We start from the raw sequence: 23996 nt of genomic DNA on the forward strand, positions 1-23996 counted from the left end.
ATTTATATGTGTGAGTAAGCTGGAGCGAAACAACCATTCATCTAGTTTAAAAAAGATGGGAAATTTAACATTTTGACTAAACGTTAGCTAGCCAATACTGGTATATATCATAAAGAGACGACTTCAGCGATATTTTTGGAGCCCATTGTAACTGTTTTTGGGTTTTTTCATTACTTCCTACCATAATCGGGACCTCAGAGGGTCTCATTTTCGATTCATCCGTGATTATTTCTATTTGCTTATCTGAAAACGAAAGAAGAATATCTAAGATTTTATTAATTTTTACACCGGATCCGCTGCAAACGTTATAAATTTCGCCTGATTTTCCATGCTTAGCGACTTTGTAATAGGCTTCTGCAATATCCCTGACATCAGTAAAATCTCTGATTGCTTCTAAATTTCCTACTTCTATTTGATTTTTTTCTTGTTTGTTTTTATTGATTAAAGCAATTTGATAAGCGAAGTCGGAAGTTACGAAGCCAAGGCTCTGTCCAGGACCAATATGATTAAACGGCCTTAAATGGATTACATCAAGCTGGTCTGCCTTATAATACTGTCTGACTAACATACTGATTGCTGCTTTACTAACGCCATACGGACTAATCGGTCGTAATGCTGAATCCTCTGAGATTGGTTTTGAATTTGTGGCAGCATAACCGTATTCTTCGGAAGAGCCAATTGTAATGACTCTTATATTTCTGTTAACTTTTTTAACGGCTTCTAATAGAGTAATAGTTGCAATGGTATTAGATTCTATTGCATGGATCCTATGTGACCAGGATTGTTTAACATTACTCATTCCAGCAAGATGAAAGATATGGCTGGGTTTAATATCTTTCAATAAGTTAACGATATCTTGTTCACTTAATAAATTGAGAATGATATAGTTGTTGCTCATTTTCTGTGATCTTGTTGTTCCATAAACAATGTTAGAATCTCTGAGTAATCGCTTTTCAAGAAACTGCCCGACAAAACCTGAAATACCAGTTATTAACGCTCTCATAAACCATTCCCTAATCTTTGAAGATCATGTTCAACCATCATTTGTACTAACTGTTCAAATGATACTGTTGGCTGCCAGCCTAATTTATCTTTTGCCTTTGTTGAATCCCCTATTAACAGGTCTACTTCAGCCGGACGTATAAACTTCGGATCCTGGACTACATGGTTTCTCCAATCAAGGCCGACATACTGAAAGGCAATCTCGATAAAGTCCTTTACCGTATGGGTTTCGCCAGTGGCAATTACATAATCATCAGGAACCTCCTGCTGCAGCATTAACCACATTGCTTTTACGTAATCACCAGCGAATCCCCAATCTCTTTTTGCCTCTAAATTTCCTAAACGCAGCTCGTTTTGCAGTCCTAATTTAATTTTGGCAACGCCATCTGTAATTTTGCGTGTAACAAATTCAAAGCCCCTTCTTGGAGATTCATGATTAAACAAGATTCCAGAACAGGCGTACATGTCAAAACTTTCACGATAATTGACGGTAATCCAATGTCCATATACTTTCGCGACCCCATAGGGGCTTCTTGGATAAAAAGGAGTTGTTTCATTTTGAGGTGTTTCAACAACCTTTCCAAACATTTCGCTGCTGGATGCCTGGTAAAAACGTGACTCTAGTTTCACTTGCCGAACCGCTTCAAGCATATTGGTAACTCCAAGAGCAGTAACCTGGCCAGTAAATATAGGCTGCATCCATGAATCGGCAACAAATGATTGTGCTGCCAGATTATAAACCTCATCCGGCTGTGCAATCTTAACTGCTTCGATTAACGATGATAAGTCTGATAAATCACCAGATATAAATTCAATTTCATGTTTTATATGCTTGATATTACTATCATTTTCAGTTGCAGTTCTTCTCCTTAATCCGTACACTTTATATCCTTTATCTAATAAAAATTCAGCTAAATATGAACCATCTTGACCTGTAATGCCGGTTATTAAAGCAGTCTTCATCGTTTCACCACCGATACTAATAGTGAGTTTAGAATGTATATGCTTTATTATTCATATGATGGTCGATGGACATGTGTATAGCCTTATGAACCAGTTTTATAAAGGTTTTAGTCAAACTGCTAAATTGAATGATTATTATTCCAATAGTAGGAAGAATGATTATTTTTTAGTAATCATGCACGTACACCGAATAAGGAACAAGGGAAAAGTTATCGCATAGTCTAATCACAATGAAAGGATTATTTACTGTGAAAGGAAAGAAGTGTAATCGTGGATATAAATAATGGTTATAAAGATTTAAAACTGACTGAGAGTCAGATTGAAAATAATGAACATAGACAAGCGGTTGGAGGTCTTTGGGAAGAAATAGGGACGCTTCAATTTGAATTTTTAAGGGATCATGGTTTAAAACCTGAACACTCGCTGTTGGATGTAGGCTGTGGCGCTTTAAGAGGGGGAATTCATTTTGTTAACTATCTAAATACAGGTAACTACTATGGTATTGATATAAACTCATCTTTAATTGACGCAGGAAAAAGAGAATTACAAAAGCTGAATTTAATAGATAAACAGCCTCATTTATTAGTTGATGGTGAGTTTCAATTTTACTTATTTAATCAAAGGTTTGATTATGCCATTGCTCAATCATTATTTACACACCTTCCCTTCAATCATATCCACCGCTGTCTTATTAATATCGATAAAGTTTTAAAAAAGGGCGGAAAATTTTTTGCTACTTTTTTTGAAATGAAGGATAAGTTTAATTTGGATGGTATAACACAATCTGAGGATATTGTTACGTTTTTAGACAAAGATCCATATCACTATCACTATTCAATTTTTCCATATTTGATTGAAGGTTTACAGCTGAAGGTTGATTATATAGGAGACTGGGAACATCCCAGAAATCAAAAGATGTTGTGTTTTAGTAAGCACAAATAAAACTTTAAAGAATAAAAATACCATTGTTTCCAATTTTTAACTATTAGAAGTGATCCAATGCATTTTAGTGCGGATCATTTATAAAATGGGGACGCCTATTTTCAAAATTTTAATGGATACGCCCTAACCGGGTTGCTAGACAATGAGTATATTATATCGAAATATTAAAAAGGAGATGAGAAAATTTGAGTCAATGTGATATTCCAATTTGTAATATTCTTGCAAGATTTAGAGGATTTAATGTAAGAATTACTTTAGAAGATGGAACAGTCGTTACAGGCGAATTGCTAGGAGTTAGCAATTGTGTAGTTGGAGTACTGCAACCAGATACGGTTTCCCCTTTTACAGGTCCAGAACTAGCTTTAATTCCATGTACTGAGATTAGATTTGCTGTCGTTGAAGGAGTCCCACCTGGAGTTGGATTTGATTTTGATAATGGCAACGACGATGAATCACCAGAATCATCATAATAACAATTAGATACTATTTATTTTGCGGAAAAAGAAATATAACCGAGGGGGTATTCTTTTTCCTTTTTTTTTAGAGGAGCTACATGTCGATGAAAATATTAATGATATCATCAGCTGGATTAGGTATTTATCCTTCTATCGAGAAATCAATTATGGAGACCTTTTTAAAATTAAATCATTCCATTCACATAATTAACCCAGTTTATAGCCTTGAAACTGTTAAAATCATTAACGATATGGAACCTGATCTCGTCATTACAATGGTTGGACAAATCATGGATTTAAAATTAATCGAGTTTTTAAAGAAAAAGAAACTGATTCTTTGTATTTGGTTAACAGAGGATCCATTCTATATTGATGACACCGTTAAATTGATTAATGATTATGATTATATATTCACGGTCGATTTAGGGGCATTTGAATATTATAAGAAACGATTTCCTACAAAACCCATTTTTCATCTGCCATTGGGGACTGATCCATCCATCTACTTTCAAACAGAACCATCTCATCATTTATATGATCTGTGTTTAGTAGGCTACCCATATCCGGAGAGAATTGAATTGGTCCATTATATTTTAAATCATACACCCTACACGATGATTCTGGCAGGACCGTTATGGAAGGGATTTATACAGGATGAAACACATATCAATAAATTAGTCATTATCAACAAATGGATTGAGCCTTCTTTTGTAAGAGAAATTTTTAACAGCAGTAAAATTATCCTAAATCCCCACCGTTCACACAAATTTTATAAAAATAAAAACAGCTTAAATGTTGAAAGTAAAAGTATTAATAATCGTACCTTTGATATAGCAGCATGCGGCGGATTTCAGCTAATCTCAGAGAAACCAGATATTGGAATTCATTTTGACCGTTCCAGCGAAATGGTTTCATACTCTAATAAAGAAGAGTGTCTACATTTAATCAGACATTATATCTCGGATGAAAAGATAAGAAAGCAATATAGTAAAAACGCACAAAGAAAGGCTTTAAGTGACCATACCTTTTTTCATAGAGCTCAATTTATCCTCGATAGAGTTCATTTTTAAATCTTGATATACATGACAGACGAAAGGTAAAGAACATTTACCTTTCGTCTGTTTTAGCGAGGTAAAACTACATTGTCGGAGTAACATCATGAATGTTGAAACGAATATGTCGTGTTTCATCCTTTCACCCTTTTTATAAGGCCTGATTGTATAACCATTGCCATTTTGAATGCATATATTAAATGGGTATAGATTGTACTTGAAAGGAGAACTGACATTTTGCCTAAAAGGAACTCCAATCAACATATAGTGTGGCATAAATCGGTTGTGAAAAAAGAAGATAGACAAGCCTTGCATGGCCATAAAAGTTTGATGATTTGGTTTACGGGTCTCTCCGGATCTGGTAAGTCCACTATTGCTAATGCACTTCAATTGGAATTATTTAAAAAGGGTATAAGTGTTTACTTGCTGGATGGAGACAACCTGCGTCATGGCATAAACAATGATCTTACTTTTACTGAAAATGACCGTAAGGAAAATATTAGAAGAACTGCTGAAATTGGAAAGCTCTTTGTTGAAGCGGGGATCGTTGTGCTTGCAGCATTGATATCACCATATAAAGAAGACCGAGAGATTGCAAGATCCAAGTTTAATCAAGGGGAATTTATCGAAGTCTTTGTCGATTGCCCAATTGAAGAATGTCAAAAACGCGACCCCAAAGGTCTTTATAAAAAAGCAATGAATGGGGAAATAAAGGGATTTACAGGAATCGATCATCCGTATGAAGTTCCAAAAAATCCAGAGATTATTCTAAAAACAAATGAATCTTCTATTGAAGAATGTACAAATTCAATGATTCGTTACCTATACGAGAACATCAACTTATTACAAACAAGGGAGGAGTGATTCCTTTGGCAATAAGCGTCCCACATGGCGGAACTTTAATTAATCGTATAGAAACTAAATACGACATTGCCAATATATCCTATGAACTTGAAATAGATTCAATGGCTTTATCTGACCTGGAGTTAATCGCTAATGGAGCTTACAGCCCTTTAACAGGTTTTCTTGGAAAAGAAGACTATGAATCTGTTGTCAATCATATGCGTTTAAAGAATGATTTGGTGTGGAGTATTCCAATTACACTGCCGGTTACAGATGTGGAATCAAGCAAATTGAAAGTGGGAGAAAAAGTAAAACTACTCCATCAAAACATTGTATATGGTGTGTTAGAATTACAGGAAATATATGTTCCAAATAAACTGGAAGAGGCCAAAAAAGTGTTCGGTACCACAGATCCATTGCATCCCGGGGTTCAAAAACTTTTTAACCGTCCGAACGTATATTTAGCAGGACCTATTCATCTAGTAAAATTTCCTCCAAAGAATAAAGAATTTATTCCTTATTATAAATCACCAGCCGATACGAGAAATGAATTTATAAAAAGAAACTGGAATACGGTAGTAGGGTTTCAAACTAGAAATCCCGTTCATCGTGCCCATGAATATATTCAGAAAACAGCACTTGAAATTGTGGATGGATTGTTTTTAAATCCGTTAGTGGGAGAAACGAAATCTGATGATATTCCGGCTAAGATAAGAATGGAAAGCTATAAAGTGTTAATAGAAAACTATTATCCAGCCGATCGGGTATATTTAGCAGTATTTCCAGCAGCCATGAGATATGCCGGTCCAAGAGAAGCCATTTTCCATGCAATAGTCCGAAAAAACTACGGGTGTACCCATTTCATTGTGGGAAGGGACCATGCAGGGGTTGGCGATTATTATGGAACCTATGACGCACAAAAAATCTTCTCATCCTTCAGTTCTGAAGAGATAGGGATAACCATCCTTCCTTTTGAACATAGCTTTTATTGTACAAAATGTAAAAGCATGGCCTCCAGCAAAACTTGCCCGCATTCGAAGGAAAATCATCTGATTTTGTCAGGCACAAAGGTAAGAGAAATGCTTCGCAACGGAATTGCACCACCTCCTGAGTTTAGCCGGCCAGAGGTCGTACGAGTTTTAATAGAAGGGTTAAAGGGAGCAAATTAAATTTTAAAAAATCCTTAAGGAAGATATTTCCTGCGGGATTTTTTTTTTTTGAACATTTGAAAAATGAGGAACATAGTGTTACGATATACAGTAAGTAGAATTGCGATATAGTGGAGGGATATAATGCAAAAAACAGAGCTGATTAAGGGAAGCACCAGTATGGTACTTCTTTCCTTATTGAAAGAAAAGGACATGTATGGGTACGAGATTACTGAAAAGGTCAGAGAATTGAGTGAAGGGTATCTGAATTACAAAGAAGGAACCTTATATCCGGCACTTAAAAGGCTTGAACTAAAAGGTTTAGTTGAAAGCTATTGGGAAAAATCAAGTGATGGCCCGCGCAGAAAATATTATCGGATAACAAAAACTGGCTTGAAGGAATTAGGGGAGCAAACACAAGAATGGAACATGTTTCAAAAGGTCATGCATCGGATTGTAGGTGATGGAATTGTCAAAGCATGAAACATTTGAAGAATTTGAGCATTATTTAATGAAATTACTAGAGAATTTACATTTTGAGGAATCCGTAAAAAAGGAATTAAAAGAAGAATGGAAACAACATTTAATGGATCATTACCAAGCCTTGCGTCAGCAGCAAATGGATAGAGAGGAGGCGATTCAAGCAGCTATTGAGCAATTTGGAGAAATTGAAATGCTTCAAATTGAAATCAATCAAAGCTATCCCAGTGCAAAGAAACATCATCTTTTTAACACGGCGATCATTGCAAGTATTTGTTTAATTGCGAGTATGTTGGGACCCATTATTTTAATCGGAGCGCGACCATATTTTCCTGTTGCGGTTGTTATGATGGCTTACTTTATTTATCGCTTTATTATTAATAAGCAAAAGAATGTGGTTTTTTCAGTGATTGGTTTTCTGGCCAGCTATATATGTTTTTGGCAGTTGGCTGCTGAAATAAAGCAGGAATCGTTCACCTTTGATTTTGTTTTACATCAGTTATTTTCAATAGAATGGAGCCGGTTAACAGGCACAAACGGTCTGTTCGAAATCGTGACCATTCATATGATGTGGTACATCTTGCTACTAGTTCAACTTTTATCGTTTAAACAATATCAGCGGCTAGGCGAAAGAATTAGTCAGGCTAGCTTTCAATACTGGGCCATGATCATGATAGGAATATTTCTGGCGAGACTTCAATCTAGTGCTGAAATGGGTGTTATCTTTCTAAATATTTTCTTGCTTTATGGCTTTTTGCAGCAAATCATTTCTGTTCAATTTTTATCTGTCTGGCAAGATAAGGTCTTTAGTCTAGTAAGCTATAAGTTTAGGAAGTAAAGGAGGCTTATTAATGAAGGGATGGAAACAAAGCCTTGTTCCATTTTTATTCGTAATGGCAGTTGTCTTTGTTTTATTTGATTTAGGTGAGGAAGAAATTGAATATGAATTTGTCAGCTATGAAAATCTTCCGAATGATATACAGCAAAAATTAAGATTTGGTGGTCCTGGCGAAACCGGAATGTTTTCCTATGACGGCGCACATATGTTTATATTGGAACAAATCCTGATGAAAAAGTAGAGATTCAATTTGTCGGTGATGCCTCTGACGGAATCGGACATGAAGTAAGGTATACAGTTACAAAACAGGAATCCGCTGATTCCGAATTTGTCCAGGGTATGCAAGGGGATATGGCTCTTTATATTATTCGACTTGAAAAAGATGAAGGAACTCCGTTTGGATTTAGGAAAATTTAATCAATTCAGTAATTTTATGGATTTTTATCCATTTTTAATATAAAATTTTTATAGGGAAACTGATATGTTGTTCCAAAAATATAATGTTTAGGGGTACATATGGGCTACATAAATAACCTTCGTCAAATAGTAGGGACCGCTCCTCTTATCATGGCTGGCGCCAATGTCTTGTTGCTTGATGAGAATAATAGATTGCTATTACAGCTTCGTAAGGATAATCATTGCTGGGGTCTTGCAGGAGGAGCCTTAGAACCAGGGGAAACATTGGAAGAGGCGGCAATGAGAGAGCTATATGAAGAGACAGGTCTGCAAGCCAAAAAGCTAAAACTTTTTCATGTTTTTTCCGGGCAAGATTTTTAATATCAATATCCTCACGGGGATGATGTCTACAATGTCATTGCTATATATATATGTAATGAATACGAAGGGACATTAAAGGCAGAAGCATCTGAAATTTTAGATCTGCAATTTTTTGACCTCAATGAACTGCCTCCCAAGATCAGTCCTCCAGATCAGCTCGTCATTAGAGCTTTTATCCATGAATTTATTAGATAATTCCTGAAATTATAAATTTTTGAGGAAGCCATTGATTCAATAAAAAAGGATGATGTAAGTGGACTTAAAGGAGGAACTAATAAAGTTAAATTTTTCTAGCCTAAATGGTAATGATGACATGTATGTAACGAAACTTCTTTATAATAGCCTAACTTCTGCTTTCTCGACTCCTGATGCTTTTTTCGGTACATCCCGGCATTGTGCTATAATTTGGGAAGAACAGGAGGTTTTGGAAGTGGGGTATGTTGAAGATTTAAGAAGTTTAGTTGGTAATCGGCCTTTAATATTAGTCGGGTCGGCAGTAGTTCTAGTCAATTCAAAGGGAAGAATCCTGCTCCAACAAAGGAAATTTCCTAAAGGAAAATGGGGGCTGCCAGGCGGTCTGATGGAATTAGGAGAATCAACTGAGGATACGGCAAGGCGTGAGGTTTATGAGGAAACTGGTTTAAAAGTCAAAGATCTAAAACTTATAAATGTCTATTCTGGTTCAAAGATGTCTACAGCAGAAAATGGGGATGAGTTTTATGTGGTAACCGTAGCCTATTATTCGGAGAACTATGAAGGACAGTTACAAATAAATCAAGAAGAATCTATTGACCTCCAATTCTTTGACCCACACGAATTACCGCATTATATGGTTGGAAGTCACCGGTTGATGTTAGAAGAGTTTTTAAAAAAGTACTATGCCGATAAAAAGTAGGGGATTTTAAAATGCTGAATGTCCAATTAAAGGCTGTGACAAGAGATAACTGGGAAGAAGCTTTACAATTGAGGGTCAGTAAAGAGCAGGACAATTTTGTCCCTTCAGTAGCTGTTTCACTGGCAAAAGTTTACATAAAGCCTGATGGCGAAAATGTAAACTATATTCCATTTGCAATTTATGATAACACGAAAATGGTTGGATTTATCATGCATGCCTATGAAGAAGAAACCTCTGATATGTATTGGATCAATGGATTTTTGATTGATGAAAAATACCAGGGTCAAGGCTATGGAAGAGCGGCCTTAACTGAAATGGTGAAATGGATTGTTCAGCGATTTCCGCAGTGTAAGGAAATTCGATTAACTGTTTTTAAAGAAAATCAACATGCACAAAATTTGTATAAATGCTTTGGATTTTTACCGACCGGAATTGTCTATGGAGAAGAAGATGTCTGGAGGTTTCCAGTCATTAAATAATGGTGTCTTATACAATGAAAGGTGTGATAAACATGAATGGGTACTCAAAACATTTCATATCAAAAATTGTAATCGTGAGGGAGATTTTTTATCATAATGAAGCTCTCTTCAAATAGGAGGAAAATAGATTGCTAAATAAACAAGGCTTTGATTTATGGGCCGATAATTACGATTGAACGGTTCAATTGAGTGAGGAAAACGATTCTTATCCGTTTGCTGGCTATAAGCATATATTAAATTTAATTTTTAATGAGGTTATGCAGGAAAAGGAATCGAATGTGCTTGATATCGGGTTTGGAACTGGTATTTTGACAGCCAAATTATATGAAAATGGACACAAAATTGTTGGGATTGATTTTTCCTCAAAAATGATAGAAATTGCCAAGCAAAAAATGCCCAAAGCTACATTAATAGAATGCGATTTTACTAAGGGAATACATAGTTCCATACGGAATAACAAATATGATTTTATTATTAGTACCTATGCCTTACACCATTTAACTGATCAGGAAAAAGTAACGTTTATTCAAGAATTGCTCCAATTGCTTTGCGAACGCGGGAAAATTTTAATAGGGGATATTGCTTTCCAGACAAGAAGTCAGCTAATGGAATGCAGGGAAATGTATTTTTCTCAATGGGATGATGAGGAAGATTATTTTGTATTTGACAAATTAGATGAGTTGCTGAATCCTACGTGTAAGTTAGAATTTCAGCCTATCTCCCATTGCGGAGGAATAATCGTGATTTCTAAAAAGTAATAAGAAAAAGGGATTTGTAATTAGTGTCTCAACTCCCATAATGGTTGCTAAGTTCGGTTAACCGAATTTAAGCTCGTTTAAAAGGTGTTTGAGGTAGGTTAACCGGATTTGAGTTCGTTCTAGGGGTGTGTGAGTTCGGTTAAATAGTTCTAAGTTTGGTAAAAGGATGCCTGAGTTCGGTTAATAAGTGTCTGAGTTCGCTTAAATCGCTGTCAGTTCGGAAAAACGATTCTAAGTTCTGAAAAATAGGAGCTATTTAATGAAAATCAGGTAATTTAGCTGTTAGAAAGAGTGCCAAGCTCCGAAATACGGTATACTGAGTCCCGAAACCCGGATACTCGTTTCTGAAAACTAAATTAAGTTTCAAAAACAAGTGCCCAGCAGATCTAAGTACCTTAAAGATTCATAATAAGATTGAAATCAAATACCAACTTATGTTGAAGAGGTGAATGACATTGTATCAAAGACCTGAAAAAGGTGAATATAACCCTTACTATTCAAATTACATTGGTTTAGTTCCAGAAGGAGATGTAATTGAAATTCTTAGCAATCAAGTAGAGGATACCATCGCTCTTCTAGAAGGGTTAACGGAAGAACAATCGTCTTTTAAATATGGTCCAGATAAATGGACGATTAAAGAAGTGATGGGCCATTTAACAGACACAGAAAGGGTCATGGGATACCGAATTCTTTGCATTGCGAGAGGGGAAACTGTTTCACTGCCTGGCTATGATGATCAAGCATATGTCAAGAATGCCCCCTTTAATAAATGTTCGATAAAGGAACTTCTAGATCATTTTAAAGTAGTTCGCCAATCAACTGTGGAGCTAATTAAGAGTTTGGAAAGTGATGCTTGGTTAAGATGCGGCACTGCCAATAATGATAAAGTAAGTGTTCGTGCGCTTGTTAATATTGTAGCAGGTCATGAACTTCACCACCGAAATATCATTCAAGAACGGTATTTTGGATCTGAACAATATCCTAAATAACATAAAATTAATAGGCTCTAATTTTACAAACTACAAAAAATTCTCTACTAATAATAGATCTATGCTATAATAATGTAACAAACCATTTTCTTTACTGCTATATACCGGAACCTGCTCATTTTGATGGGCGGGTTTTTTTATGTCTATATAAGGTTTTCCCGACTATTTTAAGGTCTAAATTGTTATTTGATTTATGGGCATAGTCATACACACTTCCATGTCACTATCATTCTCAATAAGATGAATCGTAGACATTTTTTAAGGAGGAATATAAGTGAGCAATAATGAACATCTGAGTCTTGATGCAGTTCATAACTATTGGAGGGACCCTAAGGAACCAGGTAACCTTCCAGAGGCATATATTACACCAATAGAACGAAGCCAATATCTTTACGAACTTATAAAAAAATATGCAGATGTAAATGCTAAAATATTGGAACCGGGATGTAATGTGGGCAGAAATTTAAATTATCTCCTTGAAAAAGGATATAAAAATCTTGCTGGCATTGAGATTAGTGAAAATGCAGTTAACCTTCTAAAAAGCACTTATCCTGAGCTAGGTAAAAACGCTGTAATTTATAATGCACCCATAGAAAACATTATTTCGGATTTTGACACTGGAGAATTTGACGTGGTCTTTACAATGGCAGTGTTTGAACACATTCATTATGAAAGTGATTGGATATTCAATGAAATAGCAAGAATCTCCAATTCATATTTGATTATAGTTGAATCTGAGAATGGCGTTAGCGGAAGACATTTTCCAAGAAATTACAAGAACCTGTTTGAGCCGATGGGTTTCACGCAAATAGAAGAAAATAGCTTCCTTAATAGGACTGTACGTGTTTTTAAAAAAATTAAGTAATTAATTATGGCCAACACTTATTTTATTTCAGGTCCAAATGTAAGTAACTGACTTTTTGGGAGCGCAACATTAGCCTATAACAAACTGAGAGTAGCAAGCATTCCAATGTAAATTTCAGAGAAAACGAAAAAATAAAAAAGCAAGTGAGGACCAACCAACTGTTTGTCTTCACTTGCTTTATTTTAGGGACTGATCAGACAGCCCCTTGTAATATAATCATTAGATTATAACTTTACAACGTTAGCAGCTTGTGGTCCGCGAGCACCTTGTTCTACATCGAAAGATACATCCTGACCTTCTTCAAGCGATTTGAACCCTTCGCCTTGGATTGCTGAAAAGTGAACGAATACGTCGTCTCCGCCTTCGCGTTGGATGAATCCGAACCCTTTTTCTGCGTTAAACCATTTTACTTTACCTTTTTCCATTTTTGTTGCCTCCTTGTGTGATTTCCACACATTTGTATTACTATTCTTGCTCTAAATAATATCCAGGCGAAAAGCTTTGACGCATTTTTTCCTTTCTATACCGAACAAAAATAATTCTTACTTAGAATAGCAGAATTAAGGTAATAAAGCAAGGAATATTACTTAATGTGCTTGAAACCAAAAGGGATCATTGTATTTTAGCAGCAAAAAAATGCAGACGAGCTTTGTGAAGCTCATCTCATTGCATTTAATAATAGTATGGGTACGGATAATAGTAAGGGTATGGGAAGAAAAATGGGAACACAAATACAAAACGCGGGAACCGGCGTCTGCGGAATCGGCGGAATCTTCTTCGGCCATATGGATATCCCCCATAAACACCAAATTCTCTCATACCTTCAACTTCGGCTTCGTCCACATCTTCAGGAACCAGCATGGTAACCCCTTCATCGTCATAATCTTCAAGAATTCCTTCCATTTGTGTTCCATCTGACATTTGCCCTATTACATAGAAGTTTCTATATTTTCTGCAAACATCTTCAATATTTCGAAGATCATCTTGATGAACTGGCTGTTGTGGCTGCATACCATAATACTGATTGTACATGAACATCCCTCCTCTGCAATGTTAGGGTATTCATATTGGAGGATGTATGTAACTTGTCTTGAGCACTCAATAAGTAAAAAAGAGGGTAAATTCCTAGTGCATAGAAAATAGTATTACGCTTATTCATTTTTGAAAAAAATGTCTGATCCAATTGGTTAGAGTTTGGATCAGACTATCCATTATTATTCTTAGTCGTTAACTTCTCCATCACCGATTTCATCTTCGCCAGGCTCATCACCACAACCAACAACAGAAGTTGCTATGAATAAAGAAAGCAAGATGACAAAAAGCTTTTTCCACATCAGCTGATTACCCCTTTCATAATAAAGTAGTATTTTATAAATTTCCGCTAAATAGATGATTTTATTCATTTTTTAAGAAGAACAAGGAGTGAAAGAAAATGTTTCCGATTTTAGAAACAGACCGATTGATTTTAAGAGAAGTTAAAGAAGAAGATGCCATCACCATTTATTCATATTTTTCAAAGGATGAAGTTACACAATATTATGGACAATCTTCCTTTAAACATATTAATGAAGCTAAAAAATTATTTGAGTCTTTTAGAAAAACTTTTGAAGATAAAAGAGGGATCAGATGGGGCATCGAGTTAAAGGATTCCAGACAGCTGGTTGGTACAATCTGGTTCCATGCAGCTTCTGTTATGCATTAACGTGCAGAGGTTGGGTATGAAATTCATCCTGATTATTGGAGAAAGGGGTATGCTTCCGAAGCATTATCCAGTGTCATTACCTATGGGTTTAATCAGTTGGATCTTGCCCGCATCGGTGCTATTGTTTTTACTGAAAATAAACTATCGCAAAACATGTTAATCAAAAAGGGCTTTGTTCAAGAAGGGACGCTGCGAAAGTATATGTATCAAGATGGGCGTTTTCATGACGCATTCCTGTATTCCCTTTTAAATCCAGACTTTTCATAATAAAAAAACTAGGTTACTATAAAAATAGAAAATTTAACCAACCGATGATGAAAAGAGGCCAAACATGCAGAATGATGAATTGATTCTTTTAATTTGGCTATTCCCGATTATTTTTGCGATTCATGATTTTGAGGAGATTGTGATCGTCGAGAAATGGATTCAAAGAAATAAAGAAGATATCTTAGCTAAGCTTCCAAAGCGTGCAGCTCTGTTTTTTGAAAATAACTTTGCCATGAAGACTCACCAATTCTCCATCATTGTCTTCTTTGAATTCGTATTAATTTCAATTGCCACTATAATGGTTCACATTTTTGGCTTTGACGGAGTTAGCAAGTGGTTTTATTTAAGTCTTTTTTCAGTAATGTTTTTCCATGCTTTTACGCATATTGGTCAGGCCGTGTTTCTTCAACGATATGTGATTGGATTAATGACCTCTATTTTTCTGTTAATACCTTATGGCGCTTATTTTTACTTTGTATTTATAGATGAAGGGTTACTTCAGCCTGTAGAAATAGGGCTGAGTCTGATAGTAGGAATCGGATTATTTGCTTTATTTTTTCCGCAATTACATAAAAAGGTCTCTAAGTTATAAAATAAAAGAGTGCTTCGTTCTGATGGCTCAGTTGAAGCACTCCATTTTCCTATGATTCTGTTGGCGTCTTTTGATTGTCGCTCTTTTTTTGTTTTTGTTTCATCATGACAAGAGTTAAAGGCTGTTCCGAACCTGTTAACAGTTTGTAGAAAAAGGAAGAGGTCAGATTGTAGCTATTTTCAATTTTTTCTGCTAAATGATTGGCCCGCTCAAATAAAATAGAACGGATATTGCTAATTTGCCTATATGTTTTTTCAAGCATTGCTTCTTGATTATCAAGCTGATTTATTACACGATTTTGGTTTTGATCTTGTTTTGTCATTTGCTCGGACATTTGTTTATTAAGTTCGACTAAATCATGGATATTCGTTTGGAGTTGCTGGTTCGCCTCTTTATAAGCGTCCAGCTGAATCACAATCTCTTGATTGGATTGACTTAATAAGTTAAGTTGTTCCATCATCTTTTGGTTCACATCTTGTTCAATTTTTATCATCTTTTGCAGCTCATGATTGTCATTATTTAAAACATGTAACCATTCTCGTGCCTGAACTTCAAATTTTTCGTGCTGCTGCTGACTTTCCTTTAACTCATTCAATTGGTTTGTGACCTCAACCCATTGTTTCGATTGGTTTTTTGATTGTTTTTGGAAAAGATCCGCAAGCTCTTGAATGGAATGGGCAAGTGATTCATTTATTTTCTTTTGTTGATTTATCATCTCTGAATAATAATCTATTTTTAAATACCCTTGATTTGGTTCATCGATATCCCCGTGATGTTTAAACACATCTGGGTGCTTGCCGTTATTGATAAATAACCCCATCTAAGTTCACTTCCTTTGCCTAATATGCTCATATATCATATGCGTGACAGCTGCTTTAGGGGACAGATGCTGATAAAAATCAAAAAGGTATCTTTTAGGAGGTATATCATCAAAAATCCGGGATGAAAAAAATGAATTTTTTTCTTGGTAATGAGTGGAAAGAATGGGAATACCGTGATTGCTGTTAATGAATACAAAAGTAGTTCTAATAAATACATATAAATATTTCTTGAAAAGATATTTTACTTTTTTTGATTAAGGAGACAGTTCAAATGTCAAAATATGAATCTATCTTTCACGATGTTATTTCTATTACACACCATGACTATGCAGGATATTTAGATAAAAATGGTTGGGATCAGCCAGAACTGTTTTTAATGAAAATTAAAGAGTTAGAGCTACAAAATAAACTCACCCCCTCATTATTTGCAGAAATCGTTCAAGATTATTTGGTAGATTTTAAAGACAATCATATGTTTTTTAAATTTCGTACAAATAAAGATCAAAAACAACTCGATAATGGGTTCAAGGTAAGAAGATTTAATCAAAAGTTATACATAACAGAGGTTATTAGTGAACGAAGGATAAACATAGGTGATGCAATTGTATCATTAAATCAGATCCCCATTCTTGAATTAAGAGAAAAACATAAGCGTATATTATCTGAAAATAGTTCAGAAAGAGAAAACTGGAAACCTGTTGTTAAACAATATTCAATGGCTGAGGTCGAAACAAAAGAAGGAAACAGAACATATCTGAACTTGAAACAATATGAAAAAGCCACGTACCGTCCAAAATATCGAGTTGAACAAATAAAAGAAGGAATAATATTAATCACCATAACTGATTTTATGAATCCAGATCAAATTGAAAAATTGGTGCAAGATTTTAGAAATGATCTTGACCAAAGTAAAGCACTCATTATTGATGTAAGAATCAATAAAGGAGGAAGTGATTCCTCATTTTACTGTTTATTGCCATATATATTTGATGAAAGTGCCATTGATCTTTCTAAAATCGATTTTAAAGTCTTCTACAATTGCACTGAACGGAATTACAAGCTTATTATGAAAGATTTTCAAAACTCATTAGAAAGTATAGAGAGTGAAACTTATAGGGAAGTTGTGAAGTTAATTGTTCGTGAATGGAATCGCAATAAAGGGAAAGGCTTTGTTCAATTTGATTTTGCAGAGCTCAAAAATAACACAGTCATAAATGGCCGGAAAAACCCCAAACAGGTAATTGTTTTATCAGATGTTTATTGCGGGAGTGCTGGCGATTCTTTCGTAGAAATATGTAAAATGTCTCCAAAAGTCAAGGTCATTGGCAGACCAACAGCTGGATTAAATGATTATGCCAATCTTACAGTGATGTCTTGGGATGATATGTTTGAACTTTGGTACCCAACTTCAAAGTTATCAATTGTTGATGAAGGGAAGGGGATGTCGGGTAAAGGGATCCAGCCTGACATCTATATCGCATGGACCCCAGAACATCTTACGAAGGATGTAGATTTAGAGTTTGCTTTATCTATGATAGAGAAATGAACAGGAGGGAATGTATGCCAAAAATTGAAACAATCGAAACTATAGATGATGTATTAAATATGTTAGACCAACTTTTAAAAGAAAATTCTCGGTTCGAGTGGAACGATTTTTATTCAAATCGCGAAAAGAAGATTCCCTTTTTTGCAAATAAGCCTGATGAGAATTTAGTTGAATACTTTGAAAAGGGGCTGCTGAGAAAAGCGAGAGTTCTCGAATTAGGGTGTGGGCCAGGGCGTAATGCAATCTATTTGGCTTAAACAGGGCTGTACCGTGGATGCAGTCGATATTTCAGAAGAGGCTATCCAATGGGCAAAAGATCGTGCAAAAGAAAAAGGTGTTATGTTAAATTTTCTATTAAATAATATATTTGCAATGGACATTCAAGTAAATTCATACGATCTTATTTATGATTCAGGATGTTTTCATCATATTGCTCCGCATCGAAGAATCAGTTATATCCAGCTATTGCACAAAGCACTTGTTCCGGGCGGTCATTTTGCTTTAACTTGTTTTATTGAAAATGGTGAATTTGGAGGGTCCACATTATCTGATTGGGATGTGTACCGGCATTTTACCTTGCAAGGCGGTCTTGGATTTACGGAGGAAAAATTAAGGAACATATTTAAGGATTTTGAAGTGATTGAAATCCGAAGAATGAAAGATGAAGATCATTCGAGTTCCGTTTTCGGATCAAGCAGTTTGTTTACAGCGTTATTTAGGAAAAATCGATAGTATAATGAATACCTTAGTCTGATTAGCAGACTAAGGTATAAATTATTCATTTTAGCAATATATCCATGTTAGAAAAAGCTAATCATCATCATCATCATCATCTTCAACTTTAATGAAATCATCATGGCGGAAGAACATTGTAGGCTCGTGAACACTAAATCCAGCATCGGTCCCAACAACACTTACTTCAACTTCTTCAGAATGAACACCTATATCTCCGCTAATGGTTACTCTGTAAATTCTATTTGTGATTGCAATAACAAATACCTGTCGACATCTATTATTATTCAACACAACATTCTCATTACAAATTTCAACTTCCAGTGTTTCAGGTGAGACAGCACAATTTTGACCACCTGGGATTGTTGGGGGTACTGGTGCTGGACATTCGTGAACTATAACTCGAACTTCCTTTTGTTCATCTGTATGGTTCTTTAAAGTAATAATTATAAACGCTACTAAAGCATTAGCTCCGGGAATTTCTACTGGTGCACGAAATGGTCCAGTCGTAATTTTAGCCATATTCTTACCTCCTTTCACGATATATAATACTATATGATTTAATATACAATCTGAGTGGACAAAGTTATTGAATTGAGTACACATTTTTGTTCTTCCGATTATCTTTTAATTTGTAAATAGGTGATTTTTTTGAATAGAATAATGCCAAAAAGAATTCATATTATCGGTTCAGTTGGAAGCGGAAAAACGACGCTTGCCAGACATTTATCAAAGAGTCTTCAAATTCCTTATTATGAACTGGATAACGTCGTTTGGACTCGATCTAAAAAGAGAGATATACGAAACAGCCCAGAAGTACGGGATCAAAAGCTTTCAGCTATCATCGAGGGGGACCAATGGATTATAGAAGGAGTTCACCATACATGGGTTCAAGAAAGTTTTGAGAATACTGATGTAATTATATTTCTTGATACACCTGTTCAAATAAGAATATATCGAATTATTAAAAGATTTATTTTGCAAAAAATAAGACTTGAAAAGGCTCATTATAAGCCAACATTTGAGATATTTTTAAAAATGTTTAAGTGGAACCGGTACTTTGAACAAGTAAGTAAGCCAGAAATCTTAGATAATTTAAAAACTTATAATGAAAAACTGTTGATTATAAAGGATCCTATTGAACTTCAAAACTATATAAATTTGAGATAGAAAATTTGAAAAAAGAGTTTGGTGAATGCCAAGCTTTTTTTAATTGACTGAAGTCATTTTACTTGTCATAATATCGTTATAATTTTAAATTTTCTGTAAAATATAGTTGGAAGGTGGGGATGAGGCTTTGCTTTGGCAAATTATGAAGAATATATTGATCTTTTTATTCATACTTCTTGGCTTTATCTTCATTCTTTTATTGCCTCGAGAAAGAGAAATTACAGTACTTGCACCCATGGTAATGCAGGCAGATTATCCATTCACACTTGAATTATATAAAGAAAGAATTGATGACTTTATCAGCCATTTTAAATCTGAAAAAGGATTTGGAGAAGCAAGAACAGGTGTCCCCATTTCTGAAGAAGTAAAGCGTCTCTTTGCCAGGAGCCTTAAAATTATCATTCCTTCTTATGTAATTAGTATGCTACTTGGGACACTTTGCGGTATCTTTCATTTTTATTTTCGACGTAAGCAGAAGGGCAATACCCAGGCCTTTTTTATATGGTTATTTTCATCAGTACCTGACTTTTTTCTTTATATCTCAATGCAATACATCATGATTAAACTGATTAGATGGGGGTTTCCGCAATTTGACCTGTTTGGCCATGAAAACTGGTACAGTTTTATTTTTCCGATGCTGGTTATTACAATCTTTCCATTCCTTCACATGGTAAAAATGACGACAGCTTCCTTAGAAAATGAGATAGGACAAGAGTACATACGAACAGCCTATTCCAAAGGGGTCAGCAAGCTCAAGGTTTTAAAGCATATGCTATGGAACTGCGGGACCACCCTACTTAATCAATCTCAACTGGTAATGATTTATATTCTATCAAGCCTACCGATTATCGAAAAGCTATCGAGCTATAATGGCGCTGGTTATCAGCTGCTGTTAAGCATTTTAGAAAATGAAGAAATTCGGGCGCTTGCTTTTATGCTCCCTTTCCTTTTCCTTATGTTTATTGTTATTGTCTTCTCTCAAACTATTAAATTTCGATTGTACCCTAAATCGGGGGGATTGTCTTGAAACTATGGTTTGTCCTTAAACATAATCTAGCATTCTTTTTTGGATTATTGTTTTTACTATTTCTATTCTTTATTACTTTCATTGGGCCAAGTCTTCCTTTTATTGACGAGGAATTAAAAGAAATTCCCTATAAATGGAATGAAGAAAGGATTCCAGTTGCTCCACCTTATCCTCCATCCGATGAGCACCTTCTTGGAACCGATCGGCTGGGAAGAGATATGCTGAGTTTGCTCGTAATGGGGGCAAGGGAGACCCTGATGATTGTAATATTGATAACAATCATCCGATATTTAGTAGCGATTCCTCTTGCTTTTCTTTCACATAAAAAATTACCTGGAGCAGGACTGGTTTTGCACTGGCTCAACGGACTCTTATCGTATGTTCCAACGATTGTGATTGTGATTTTACTTGCAGTAATCCCCCCAATATTGACAGCTGATTACCGGCCAACCTATCTGATTTTGATCATTGCGACGGTAGAAGCAGGGAGAGCAGCCAATATGATAAAACTTGAATTTGATGATCTCTCAGCCAAAGAATTTATGTTGAGCGGGGTTTCCAGCGGGGCTCGCCTTATTACATTATTTAAAGCGTATTATTTACCATTTTTATACTTAAAAGTTTTAACCTATATGATTACGGATCTGGGCCGTGTGATGTTTCTCCTTGGACAATTAGGTTTTATTGGTATCTTCATATCTCAGGACCTGGTTCAGATTGATCTTGGAATCTTTGAATTTGTGAACAGCTCAATCTCATGGCCAATGTTGCTTATGGATGCTTTTCGAGATATAAGAGGCCCGATTTGGATTCCATTTTTCTCAGCCTTGGCGATGACATTTACCATTTTTACTTTTAACCTATTAGCACAGGGAATACAGAATTTTTTTAAAAAGAAAGTAAGCTATTTGTAATTAAATGGCTTTTATAGGTTTTTCTTTATTGTTATTGATTTTATGATATCTATTGAAAGAAACCCTTTATCAGTATATTCTTTATGGAGAAGCAGAGTTAGAAAGGGGAAACATAATGCTTAAATGGAAATACCTGAATTTACTCATAATCATACTTCTTCTATTAACTGGTTGCGTGAGCAAGGCGGTCGATCAGGTTAATAACCAGCAGCCAGAGCAAGAAACTTCCCCAGATATTCATGAAGAGACGAGTGGACTCAATGAACTCCCTACATTTTTAGAGGGACAGCCAGAAAAGGTGGTTAATACGTATTCGGCTGTTTCCAGGTTTTTTGACTTGTTAGATCTAATTCCCGCTCAATGTGGTAATAATGGACAGGAATCTAGCAGTCTCGATTGTTTTGTTTATAAATTAAATGAGGATGGAAGTGTCATCTGGACCGACTATGCAACTAAATGTGAAACATGTGTGGATATAGCAGCCAAGGCAATTTACGAGTTTAATAACGGAAAATCGATTGAAGAAATTAAAGCTGAGATAGAAAGTACGTATGGAAATAAATGATTATAAAACTTGGACCTTGAGGTTATAGGTCCAAGTTTTTTTATTGCAATATCCCGCTATAAAACTCTCCTTGCCCCGATCAGCACTTTATTCCAGTATGGTTCTAACTTTGTTACCTCTACTTTTCCAGCTTTTCTGTAAGTATGAAGAATTTCACCATTTCCCAAAAATAATGCCACATGTCCTATTTTCTCTAAACCTTTCTTCTTTTTTCTTTTTTTCGTTGTAAAAAATAATAAATCTCCTCGTTTAATTTGTTGTAATTGAATCTTTTTCCCTGCCTCGAACTGTTGACGAGAATTTCTCGGGAGACTGATTCCATTTTTATAGAAAATAAATTGTATAAAAGAACTGCAGTCAAATGTTTTGCTCTGATAGGGGGAGGAATTAAATAAATATGGTGTTCCTAAATAAAGCAGCCCTGTTTCTATTATGGTGTCAATCTGCATGATATACCCTCATTCTAAGTTGATTTACTCCATCATATTAAAATTCATTAGAAACAGTATAGACAAGCGTTCAAAAAACTTATTTTTAGAACCCCTAAATAATTTCATGCAATTGTAAACACGATAAAAAACGCATGAAAGGGTCACTGTTGAGAAATGCTATTTAGAAAAAGCAGGAGTTTATTATGCTCACACCATTATTAAAATTACTTAAACGGTCTAAACAAAAGAAAGTAAATACAAAACAAGATATGCCCAATCCGATGATGGATTTACAAGAACAAGCCATCAGGCGTAATCTCCAGACAAATCTTGATATTCTTAAAAAAATGTATAATAGCCCTGATAATAAAGATGTAAAATTTCGTGATATTCATGTAAAGGGTGTCAATAAGCAGGTAACGGTTCTTTTTATAAGTACTATTACTGATATTAAAACGATCGAAATGCATGTTCTTAAACCGTTACTATCGAATAACGATGGAAATACAACAATCCAAGACTTAATATCTGTTCAAAATATCAAAAAGGTCGAATCCATTAGAGACATTCTTCAAGAAGTTAATAATGGCAATGCTGCGGTATTAGTGGAAAACCAAAGTGAGGCTTATATTGCAGAATGCTCCAATATTCAAGCGAGATCGATCGGCATTGCAGAAGATGAGGTTCTTTTGAAGGGGCCAAAAGAGGCCTTTGTAGAGAAAGCATTTACGAATATTTCTCTCATCCGTAAAAAAATAAAAAACGAGAGTCTTGTAGTTGATTCAGTTGTTGTCTCGAAACGATCAAAAAACGAGGTATTCATACTCTATCAAAAGGATATTGCGAACGAACATTTAGTGAATGATATTAAGTATCGGCTAAAAAAGTTAGATACAAATGCGATTCAAAATTTAGGTATATTAGAACAATTTATAGAAGAAAGAAAAACATCGATTTTCCCAACTTGTCTTTATACAGAAAGACCTGACCGGGCTGCCTCCTTTATAGAGGATGGAAATATAGTGTTACTCATGGATAACTCACCGGCATCCTTGGTCCTTCCTGCCACCTTTTGGACTTTTTTTCACACTCCTGAGGAACACTATTTGCGTTTTCCATATGGAAACATTACAAGATTGCTTAGAGCATTTGCCTTGTTTACCACCTTATTTACCTCTGCTACCTACATAGCAATCACTAACTATCATGCAGAAATGATTCCAGCTGATCTGTTATTAGCCATAGCGTCTGCCAGAGAGAGAGTTCCATTTCCAGCTATCGTGGAGATTATAATAATGGAGATTGCTTTTGAACTAATACGTGAGGCAGGATTGCGTGTTCCAAGCCCAATCGGGCCAACCATCGGTATTGTTGGAGCCATAATTCTCGGTCAAGCTGCTGTTGAAGCTAATATTATAAGTCCGATTATCATCATTATTGTATCATTAGGCGGACTTTCGTCGTTTGCAATCAGCGATGTCAGCCTTAATTTTGCAATTAGAATACTGCGGTTTTTATTCATTTTATCCGCTGGCTTTTTTGGGATTTATGGGATGCCTTCTTTATTTATTATCGGTCTATTATATCTCGTGTCTCTAAAATCATTTGGAGTTCCATACTTTTCTCCAATGACTCCTAAATATAGGTCATCAGAAGATACTGTTTTCCGCAAACTATTGCAAAATGAGAAATGGCGACCAGGCTATCTTCGACCAAATGATATGAAAAAAAGGTAAAGGTATG

General features: G+C 35.3%; 27 protein-coding genes and 3 pseudogenes. 23 read left to right on the forward strand and 7 right to left on the reverse strand.

The window, feature by feature from the left end; translation table 11 throughout:
• Positions 1–76: 76 nt before the first annotated feature.
• Both MLE14_RS06780 and gmd read right to left on the reverse strand, forming a co-directional pair.
• Positions 77–1003 carry a GDP-mannose 4,6-dehydratase gene (locus MLE14_RS06780; protein WP_243297596.1) on the reverse strand — a complete coding sequence of 309 codons (927 nt, stop codon included), beginning with the start codon at positions 1001–1003 and terminating at the stop codon, positions 77–79.
• A complete protein-coding gene (gene gmd / locus MLE14_RS06785) occupies positions 1000–1965 on the reverse strand; it encodes a GDP-mannose 4,6-dehydratase (RefSeq protein WP_243297597.1) in 966 nt (321 codons plus the stop codon). Before gmd ends, MLE14_RS06780 begins: the two co-directional genes overlap by 4 nt.
• Positions 1966–2235: 270 nt before the next feature.
• Here gmd and MLE14_RS06790 point away from each other — a divergent pair, with 270 nt between their 5' ends.
• The 14 genes and pseudogenes from MLE14_RS06790 to MLE14_RS06855 all read left to right on the forward strand — a co-directional run bounded on the left by MLE14_RS06790 (position 2236) and on the right by MLE14_RS06855 (position 12486).
• Positions 2236–2907 (forward strand): class I SAM-dependent methyltransferase, encoded by a 672-nt coding sequence (locus tag MLE14_RS06790; protein ID WP_243297598.1) that lies wholly within the window; start codon positions 2236–2238, stop codon positions 2905–2907.
• A 185-nt stretch (positions 2908–3092) separates the two neighbouring features.
• The gene (locus MLE14_RS06795; protein WP_243297599.1) at positions 3093–3377 is read left to right on the forward strand and encodes a hypothetical protein; all 285 of its coding nucleotides are present in this window, start codon (positions 3093–3095) and stop codon (positions 3375–3377) included.
• Positions 3378–3466: 89 nt separating this feature from the next.
• Positions 3467–4432, forward strand: coding sequence for a CgeB family protein (locus MLE14_RS06800; RefSeq protein WP_243297600.1), 966 nt, complete (start codon positions 3467–3469; stop codon positions 4430–4432).
• A gap of 219 nt (positions 4433–4651) precedes the next feature.
• Entirely contained in the window at positions 4652–5278 is a 627-nt protein-coding gene (gene cysC / locus MLE14_RS06805; protein ID WP_243297601.1) for an adenylyl-sulfate kinase, read from the forward strand.
• Positions 5279–5283: 5 nt separating this feature from the next.
• A complete protein-coding gene (gene sat / locus MLE14_RS06810; protein WP_243297602.1) occupies positions 5284–6426 on the forward strand; it encodes a sulfate adenylyltransferase in 1143 nt (380 codons plus the stop codon).
• Positions 6427–6549: 123 nt separating this feature from the next.
• Positions 6550–6888 (forward strand): PadR family transcriptional regulator, encoded by a 339-nt coding sequence (locus MLE14_RS06815; RefSeq protein ID WP_243297603.1) that lies wholly within the window; start codon positions 6550–6552, stop codon positions 6886–6888.
• A complete protein-coding gene (locus MLE14_RS06820; protein WP_243297604.1) occupies positions 6875–7723 on the forward strand; it encodes a permease prefix domain 1-containing protein in 849 nt (282 codons plus the stop codon). The genes MLE14_RS06815 and MLE14_RS06820 overlap by 14 nt, the downstream gene beginning before the upstream one ends.
• A gap of 13 nt (positions 7724–7736) precedes the next feature.
• The gene (locus MLE14_RS06825; protein WP_243297605.1) at positions 7737–7964 is read left to right on the forward strand and encodes a hypothetical protein; all 228 of its coding nucleotides are present in this window, start codon (positions 7737–7739) and stop codon (positions 7962–7964) included.
• Positions 7965–8239: 275 nt separating this feature from the next.
• Positions 8240–8695: pseudogene (locus MLE14_RS06830) on the forward strand (NUDIX hydrolase).
• 235 nt (positions 8696–8930) lie between these two features.
• The gene (locus MLE14_RS06835; RefSeq protein ID WP_243297606.1) at positions 8931–9395 is read left to right on the forward strand and encodes an NUDIX hydrolase; all 465 of its coding nucleotides are present in this window, start codon (positions 8931–8933) and stop codon (positions 9393–9395) included.
• 14 nt (positions 9396–9409) lie between these two features.
• The gene (locus MLE14_RS06840) at positions 9410–9874 is read left to right on the forward strand and encodes a GNAT family N-acetyltransferase (RefSeq protein ID WP_243297640.1); all 465 of its coding nucleotides are present in this window, start codon (positions 9410–9412) and stop codon (positions 9872–9874) included.
• A gap of 185 nt (positions 9875–10059) precedes the next feature.
• Positions 10060–10632 (forward strand): class I SAM-dependent methyltransferase, encoded by a 573-nt coding sequence (locus MLE14_RS06845; RefSeq protein ID WP_243297607.1) that lies wholly within the window; start codon positions 10060–10062, stop codon positions 10630–10632.
• A 455-nt stretch (positions 10633–11087) separates the two neighbouring features.
• Positions 11088–11621, forward strand: coding sequence for a DinB family protein (locus MLE14_RS06850; RefSeq protein WP_243297608.1), 534 nt, complete (start codon positions 11088–11090; stop codon positions 11619–11621).
• Between the two features lie 274 nt (positions 11622–11895).
• Positions 11896–12486, forward strand: a complete 591-nt coding sequence (locus tag MLE14_RS06855) for a class I SAM-dependent methyltransferase (protein ID WP_243297609.1) — start codon at positions 11896–11898, stop codon at positions 12484–12486.
• 224 nt (positions 12487–12710) lie between these two features.
• Here the strand turns inward: MLE14_RS06855 and MLE14_RS06860 are convergent, their stop codons facing one another.
• Both MLE14_RS06860 and MLE14_RS06865 read right to left on the reverse strand, forming a co-directional pair.
• Entirely contained in the window at positions 12711–12911 is a 201-nt protein-coding gene (locus MLE14_RS06860) for a cold-shock protein (RefSeq protein ID WP_243297610.1), read from the reverse strand.
• Positions 12912–13158: 247 nt separating this feature from the next.
• Positions 13159–13518: a hypothetical protein gene (locus tag MLE14_RS06865; protein ID WP_243297611.1), complete on the reverse strand. Its 360-nt coding sequence runs from the start codon at positions 13516–13518 to the stop codon at positions 13159–13161.
• A 400-nt stretch (positions 13519–13918) separates the two neighbouring features.
• On the opposite strand from MLE14_RS06865, the pseudogene MLE14_RS06870 reads away from it, so the two are divergent.
• Together MLE14_RS06870 and MLE14_RS06875 are read left to right on the forward strand one after the other, a co-directional pair.
• Positions 13919–14455, forward strand: a pseudogene (locus MLE14_RS06870) (GNAT family N-acetyltransferase).
• A gap of 64 nt (positions 14456–14519) precedes the next feature.
• Entirely contained in the window at positions 14520–15047 is a 528-nt protein-coding gene (locus MLE14_RS06875) for an HXXEE domain-containing protein (RefSeq protein ID WP_243297612.1), read from the forward strand.
• Between the two features lie 49 nt (positions 15048–15096).
• Here MLE14_RS06875 and MLE14_RS06880 read toward each other — a convergent pair whose 3' ends face one another.
• Positions 15097–15867: a hypothetical protein gene (locus MLE14_RS06880; RefSeq protein WP_243297613.1), complete on the reverse strand. Its 771-nt coding sequence runs from the start codon at positions 15865–15867 to the stop codon at positions 15097–15099.
• A gap of 272 nt (positions 15868–16139) precedes the next feature.
• On the opposite strand from MLE14_RS06880, the gene MLE14_RS06885 reads away from it, so the two are divergent.
• Together MLE14_RS06885 and MLE14_RS06890 are read left to right on the forward strand one after the other, a co-directional pair.
• Positions 16140–17414, forward strand: a complete 1275-nt coding sequence (locus tag MLE14_RS06885) for a S41 family peptidase (protein ID WP_243297614.1) — start codon at positions 16140–16142, stop codon at positions 17412–17414.
• A gap of 14 nt (positions 17415–17428) precedes the next feature.
• Positions 17429–18146, forward strand: a pseudogene (locus MLE14_RS06890) (class I SAM-dependent methyltransferase).
• 78 nt (positions 18147–18224) lie between these two features.
• Here the strand turns inward: MLE14_RS06890 and MLE14_RS06895 are convergent.
• On the reverse strand, positions 18225–18668 hold the full coding sequence (locus tag MLE14_RS06895) for a hypothetical protein (protein WP_243297615.1): 444 nt from the start codon (positions 18666–18668) through the stop codon (positions 18225–18227).
• Between the two features lie 129 nt (positions 18669–18797).
• On the opposite strand from MLE14_RS06895, the gene MLE14_RS06900 reads away from it, so the two are divergent.
• From MLE14_RS06900 to MLE14_RS06915, 4 genes are all read left to right on the forward strand, one after another.
• Positions 18798–19316 (forward strand): AAA family ATPase, encoded by a 519-nt coding sequence (locus tag MLE14_RS06900; RefSeq protein WP_243297616.1) that lies wholly within the window; start codon positions 18798–18800, stop codon positions 19314–19316.
• Between the two features lie 127 nt (positions 19317–19443).
• A complete protein-coding gene (locus tag MLE14_RS06905; protein WP_243297617.1) occupies positions 19444–20343 on the forward strand; it encodes an ABC transporter permease subunit in 900 nt (299 codons plus the stop codon).
• Positions 20340–21257: a peptide ABC transporter permease gene (locus MLE14_RS06910; protein ID WP_243297618.1), complete on the forward strand. Its 918-nt coding sequence runs from the start codon at positions 20340–20342 to the stop codon at positions 21255–21257. The genes MLE14_RS06905 and MLE14_RS06910 overlap by 4 nt, the downstream gene beginning before the upstream one ends.
• Before the next feature lie 115 nt (positions 21258–21372).
• A complete protein-coding gene (locus MLE14_RS06915) occupies positions 21373–21822 on the forward strand; it encodes a PCYCGC domain-containing protein (RefSeq protein WP_243297619.1) in 450 nt (149 codons plus the stop codon).
• Between the two features lie 56 nt (positions 21823–21878).
• Here MLE14_RS06915 and MLE14_RS06920 read toward each other — a convergent pair whose 3' ends face one another.
• Positions 21879–22271, reverse strand: a complete 393-nt coding sequence (locus MLE14_RS06920; RefSeq protein WP_243297620.1) for a C40 family peptidase — start codon at positions 22269–22271, stop codon at positions 21879–21881.
• Positions 22272–22456: 185 nt separating this feature from the next.
• Here MLE14_RS06920 and MLE14_RS06925 point away from each other — a divergent pair, with 185 nt between their 5' ends.
• The gene (locus tag MLE14_RS06925; protein WP_243297621.1) at positions 22457–23989 is read left to right on the forward strand and encodes a spore germination protein; all 1533 of its coding nucleotides are present in this window, start codon (positions 22457–22459) and stop codon (positions 23987–23989) included.
• Positions 23990–23996 lie beyond the last annotated feature (7 nt).

This window comes from Bacillus litorisediminis, from assembly GCF_022808645.1.
GTDB classification, from domain to species: domain Bacteria; phylum Bacillota; class Bacilli; order Bacillales; family JC228; genus Bacillus_BF; species Bacillus_BF litorisediminis.

What these genes read in the sequence shown, in the direction of transcription:
- MLE14_RS06915 (WP_243297619.1), top strand. Translation starts at nt 21,373, where the DNA reads ATGCTTAAATGGAAATACCTGAATTTACTCATAATCATACTTCTTCTA.
- MLE14_RS06815 (WP_243297603.1), top strand. Translation starts at nt 6,550, where the DNA reads ATGCAAAAAACAGAGCTGATTAAGGGAAGCACCAGTATGGTACTTCTT.
- MLE14_RS06825 (WP_243297605.1), top strand. Translation starts at nt 7,737, where the DNA reads ATGAAGGGATGGAAACAAAGCCTTGTTCCATTTTTATTCGTAATGGCA.
- MLE14_RS06895 (WP_243297615.1), bottom strand. Translation starts at nt 18,668, where the DNA reads ATGGCTAAAATTACGACTGGACCATTTCGTGCACCAGTAGAAATTCCC.
- MLE14_RS06925 (WP_243297621.1), top strand. Translation starts at nt 22,457, where the DNA reads ATGCTCACACCATTATTAAAATTACTTAAACGGTCTAAACAAAAGAAA.
- MLE14_RS06880 (WP_243297613.1), bottom strand. Translation starts at nt 15,867, where the DNA reads ATGGGGTTATTTATCAATAACGGCAAGCACCCAGATGTGTTTAAACAT.
- MLE14_RS06800 (WP_243297600.1), top strand. Translation starts at nt 3,467, where the DNA reads ATGAAAATATTAATGATATCATCAGCTGGATTAGGTATTTATCCTTCT.
- MLE14_RS06875 (WP_243297612.1), top strand. Translation starts at nt 14,520, where the DNA reads ATGCAGAATGATGAATTGATTCTTTTAATTTGGCTATTCCCGATTATT.
- MLE14_RS06920 (WP_243297620.1), bottom strand. Translation starts at nt 22,271, where the DNA reads ATGCAGATTGACACCATAATAGAAACAGGGCTGCTTTATTTAGGAACA.
- MLE14_RS06865 (WP_243297611.1), bottom strand. Translation starts at nt 13,518, where the DNA reads ATGTACAATCAGTATTATGGTATGCAGCCACAACAGCCAGTTCATCAA.
- MLE14_RS06780 (WP_243297596.1), bottom strand. Translation starts at nt 1,003, where the DNA reads ATGAGAGCGTTAATAACTGGTATTTCAGGTTTTGTCGGGCAGTTTCTT.
- gmd (WP_243297597.1), bottom strand. Translation starts at nt 1,965, where the DNA reads ATGAAGACTGCTTTAATAACCGGCATTACAGGTCAAGATGGTTCATAT.
- MLE14_RS06885 (WP_243297614.1), top strand. Translation starts at nt 16,140, where the DNA reads ATGTCAAAATATGAATCTATCTTTCACGATGTTATTTCTATTACACAC.
- MLE14_RS06860 (WP_243297610.1), bottom strand. Translation starts at nt 12,911, where the DNA reads ATGGAAAAAGGTAAAGTAAAATGGTTTAACGCAGAAAAAGGGTTCGGA.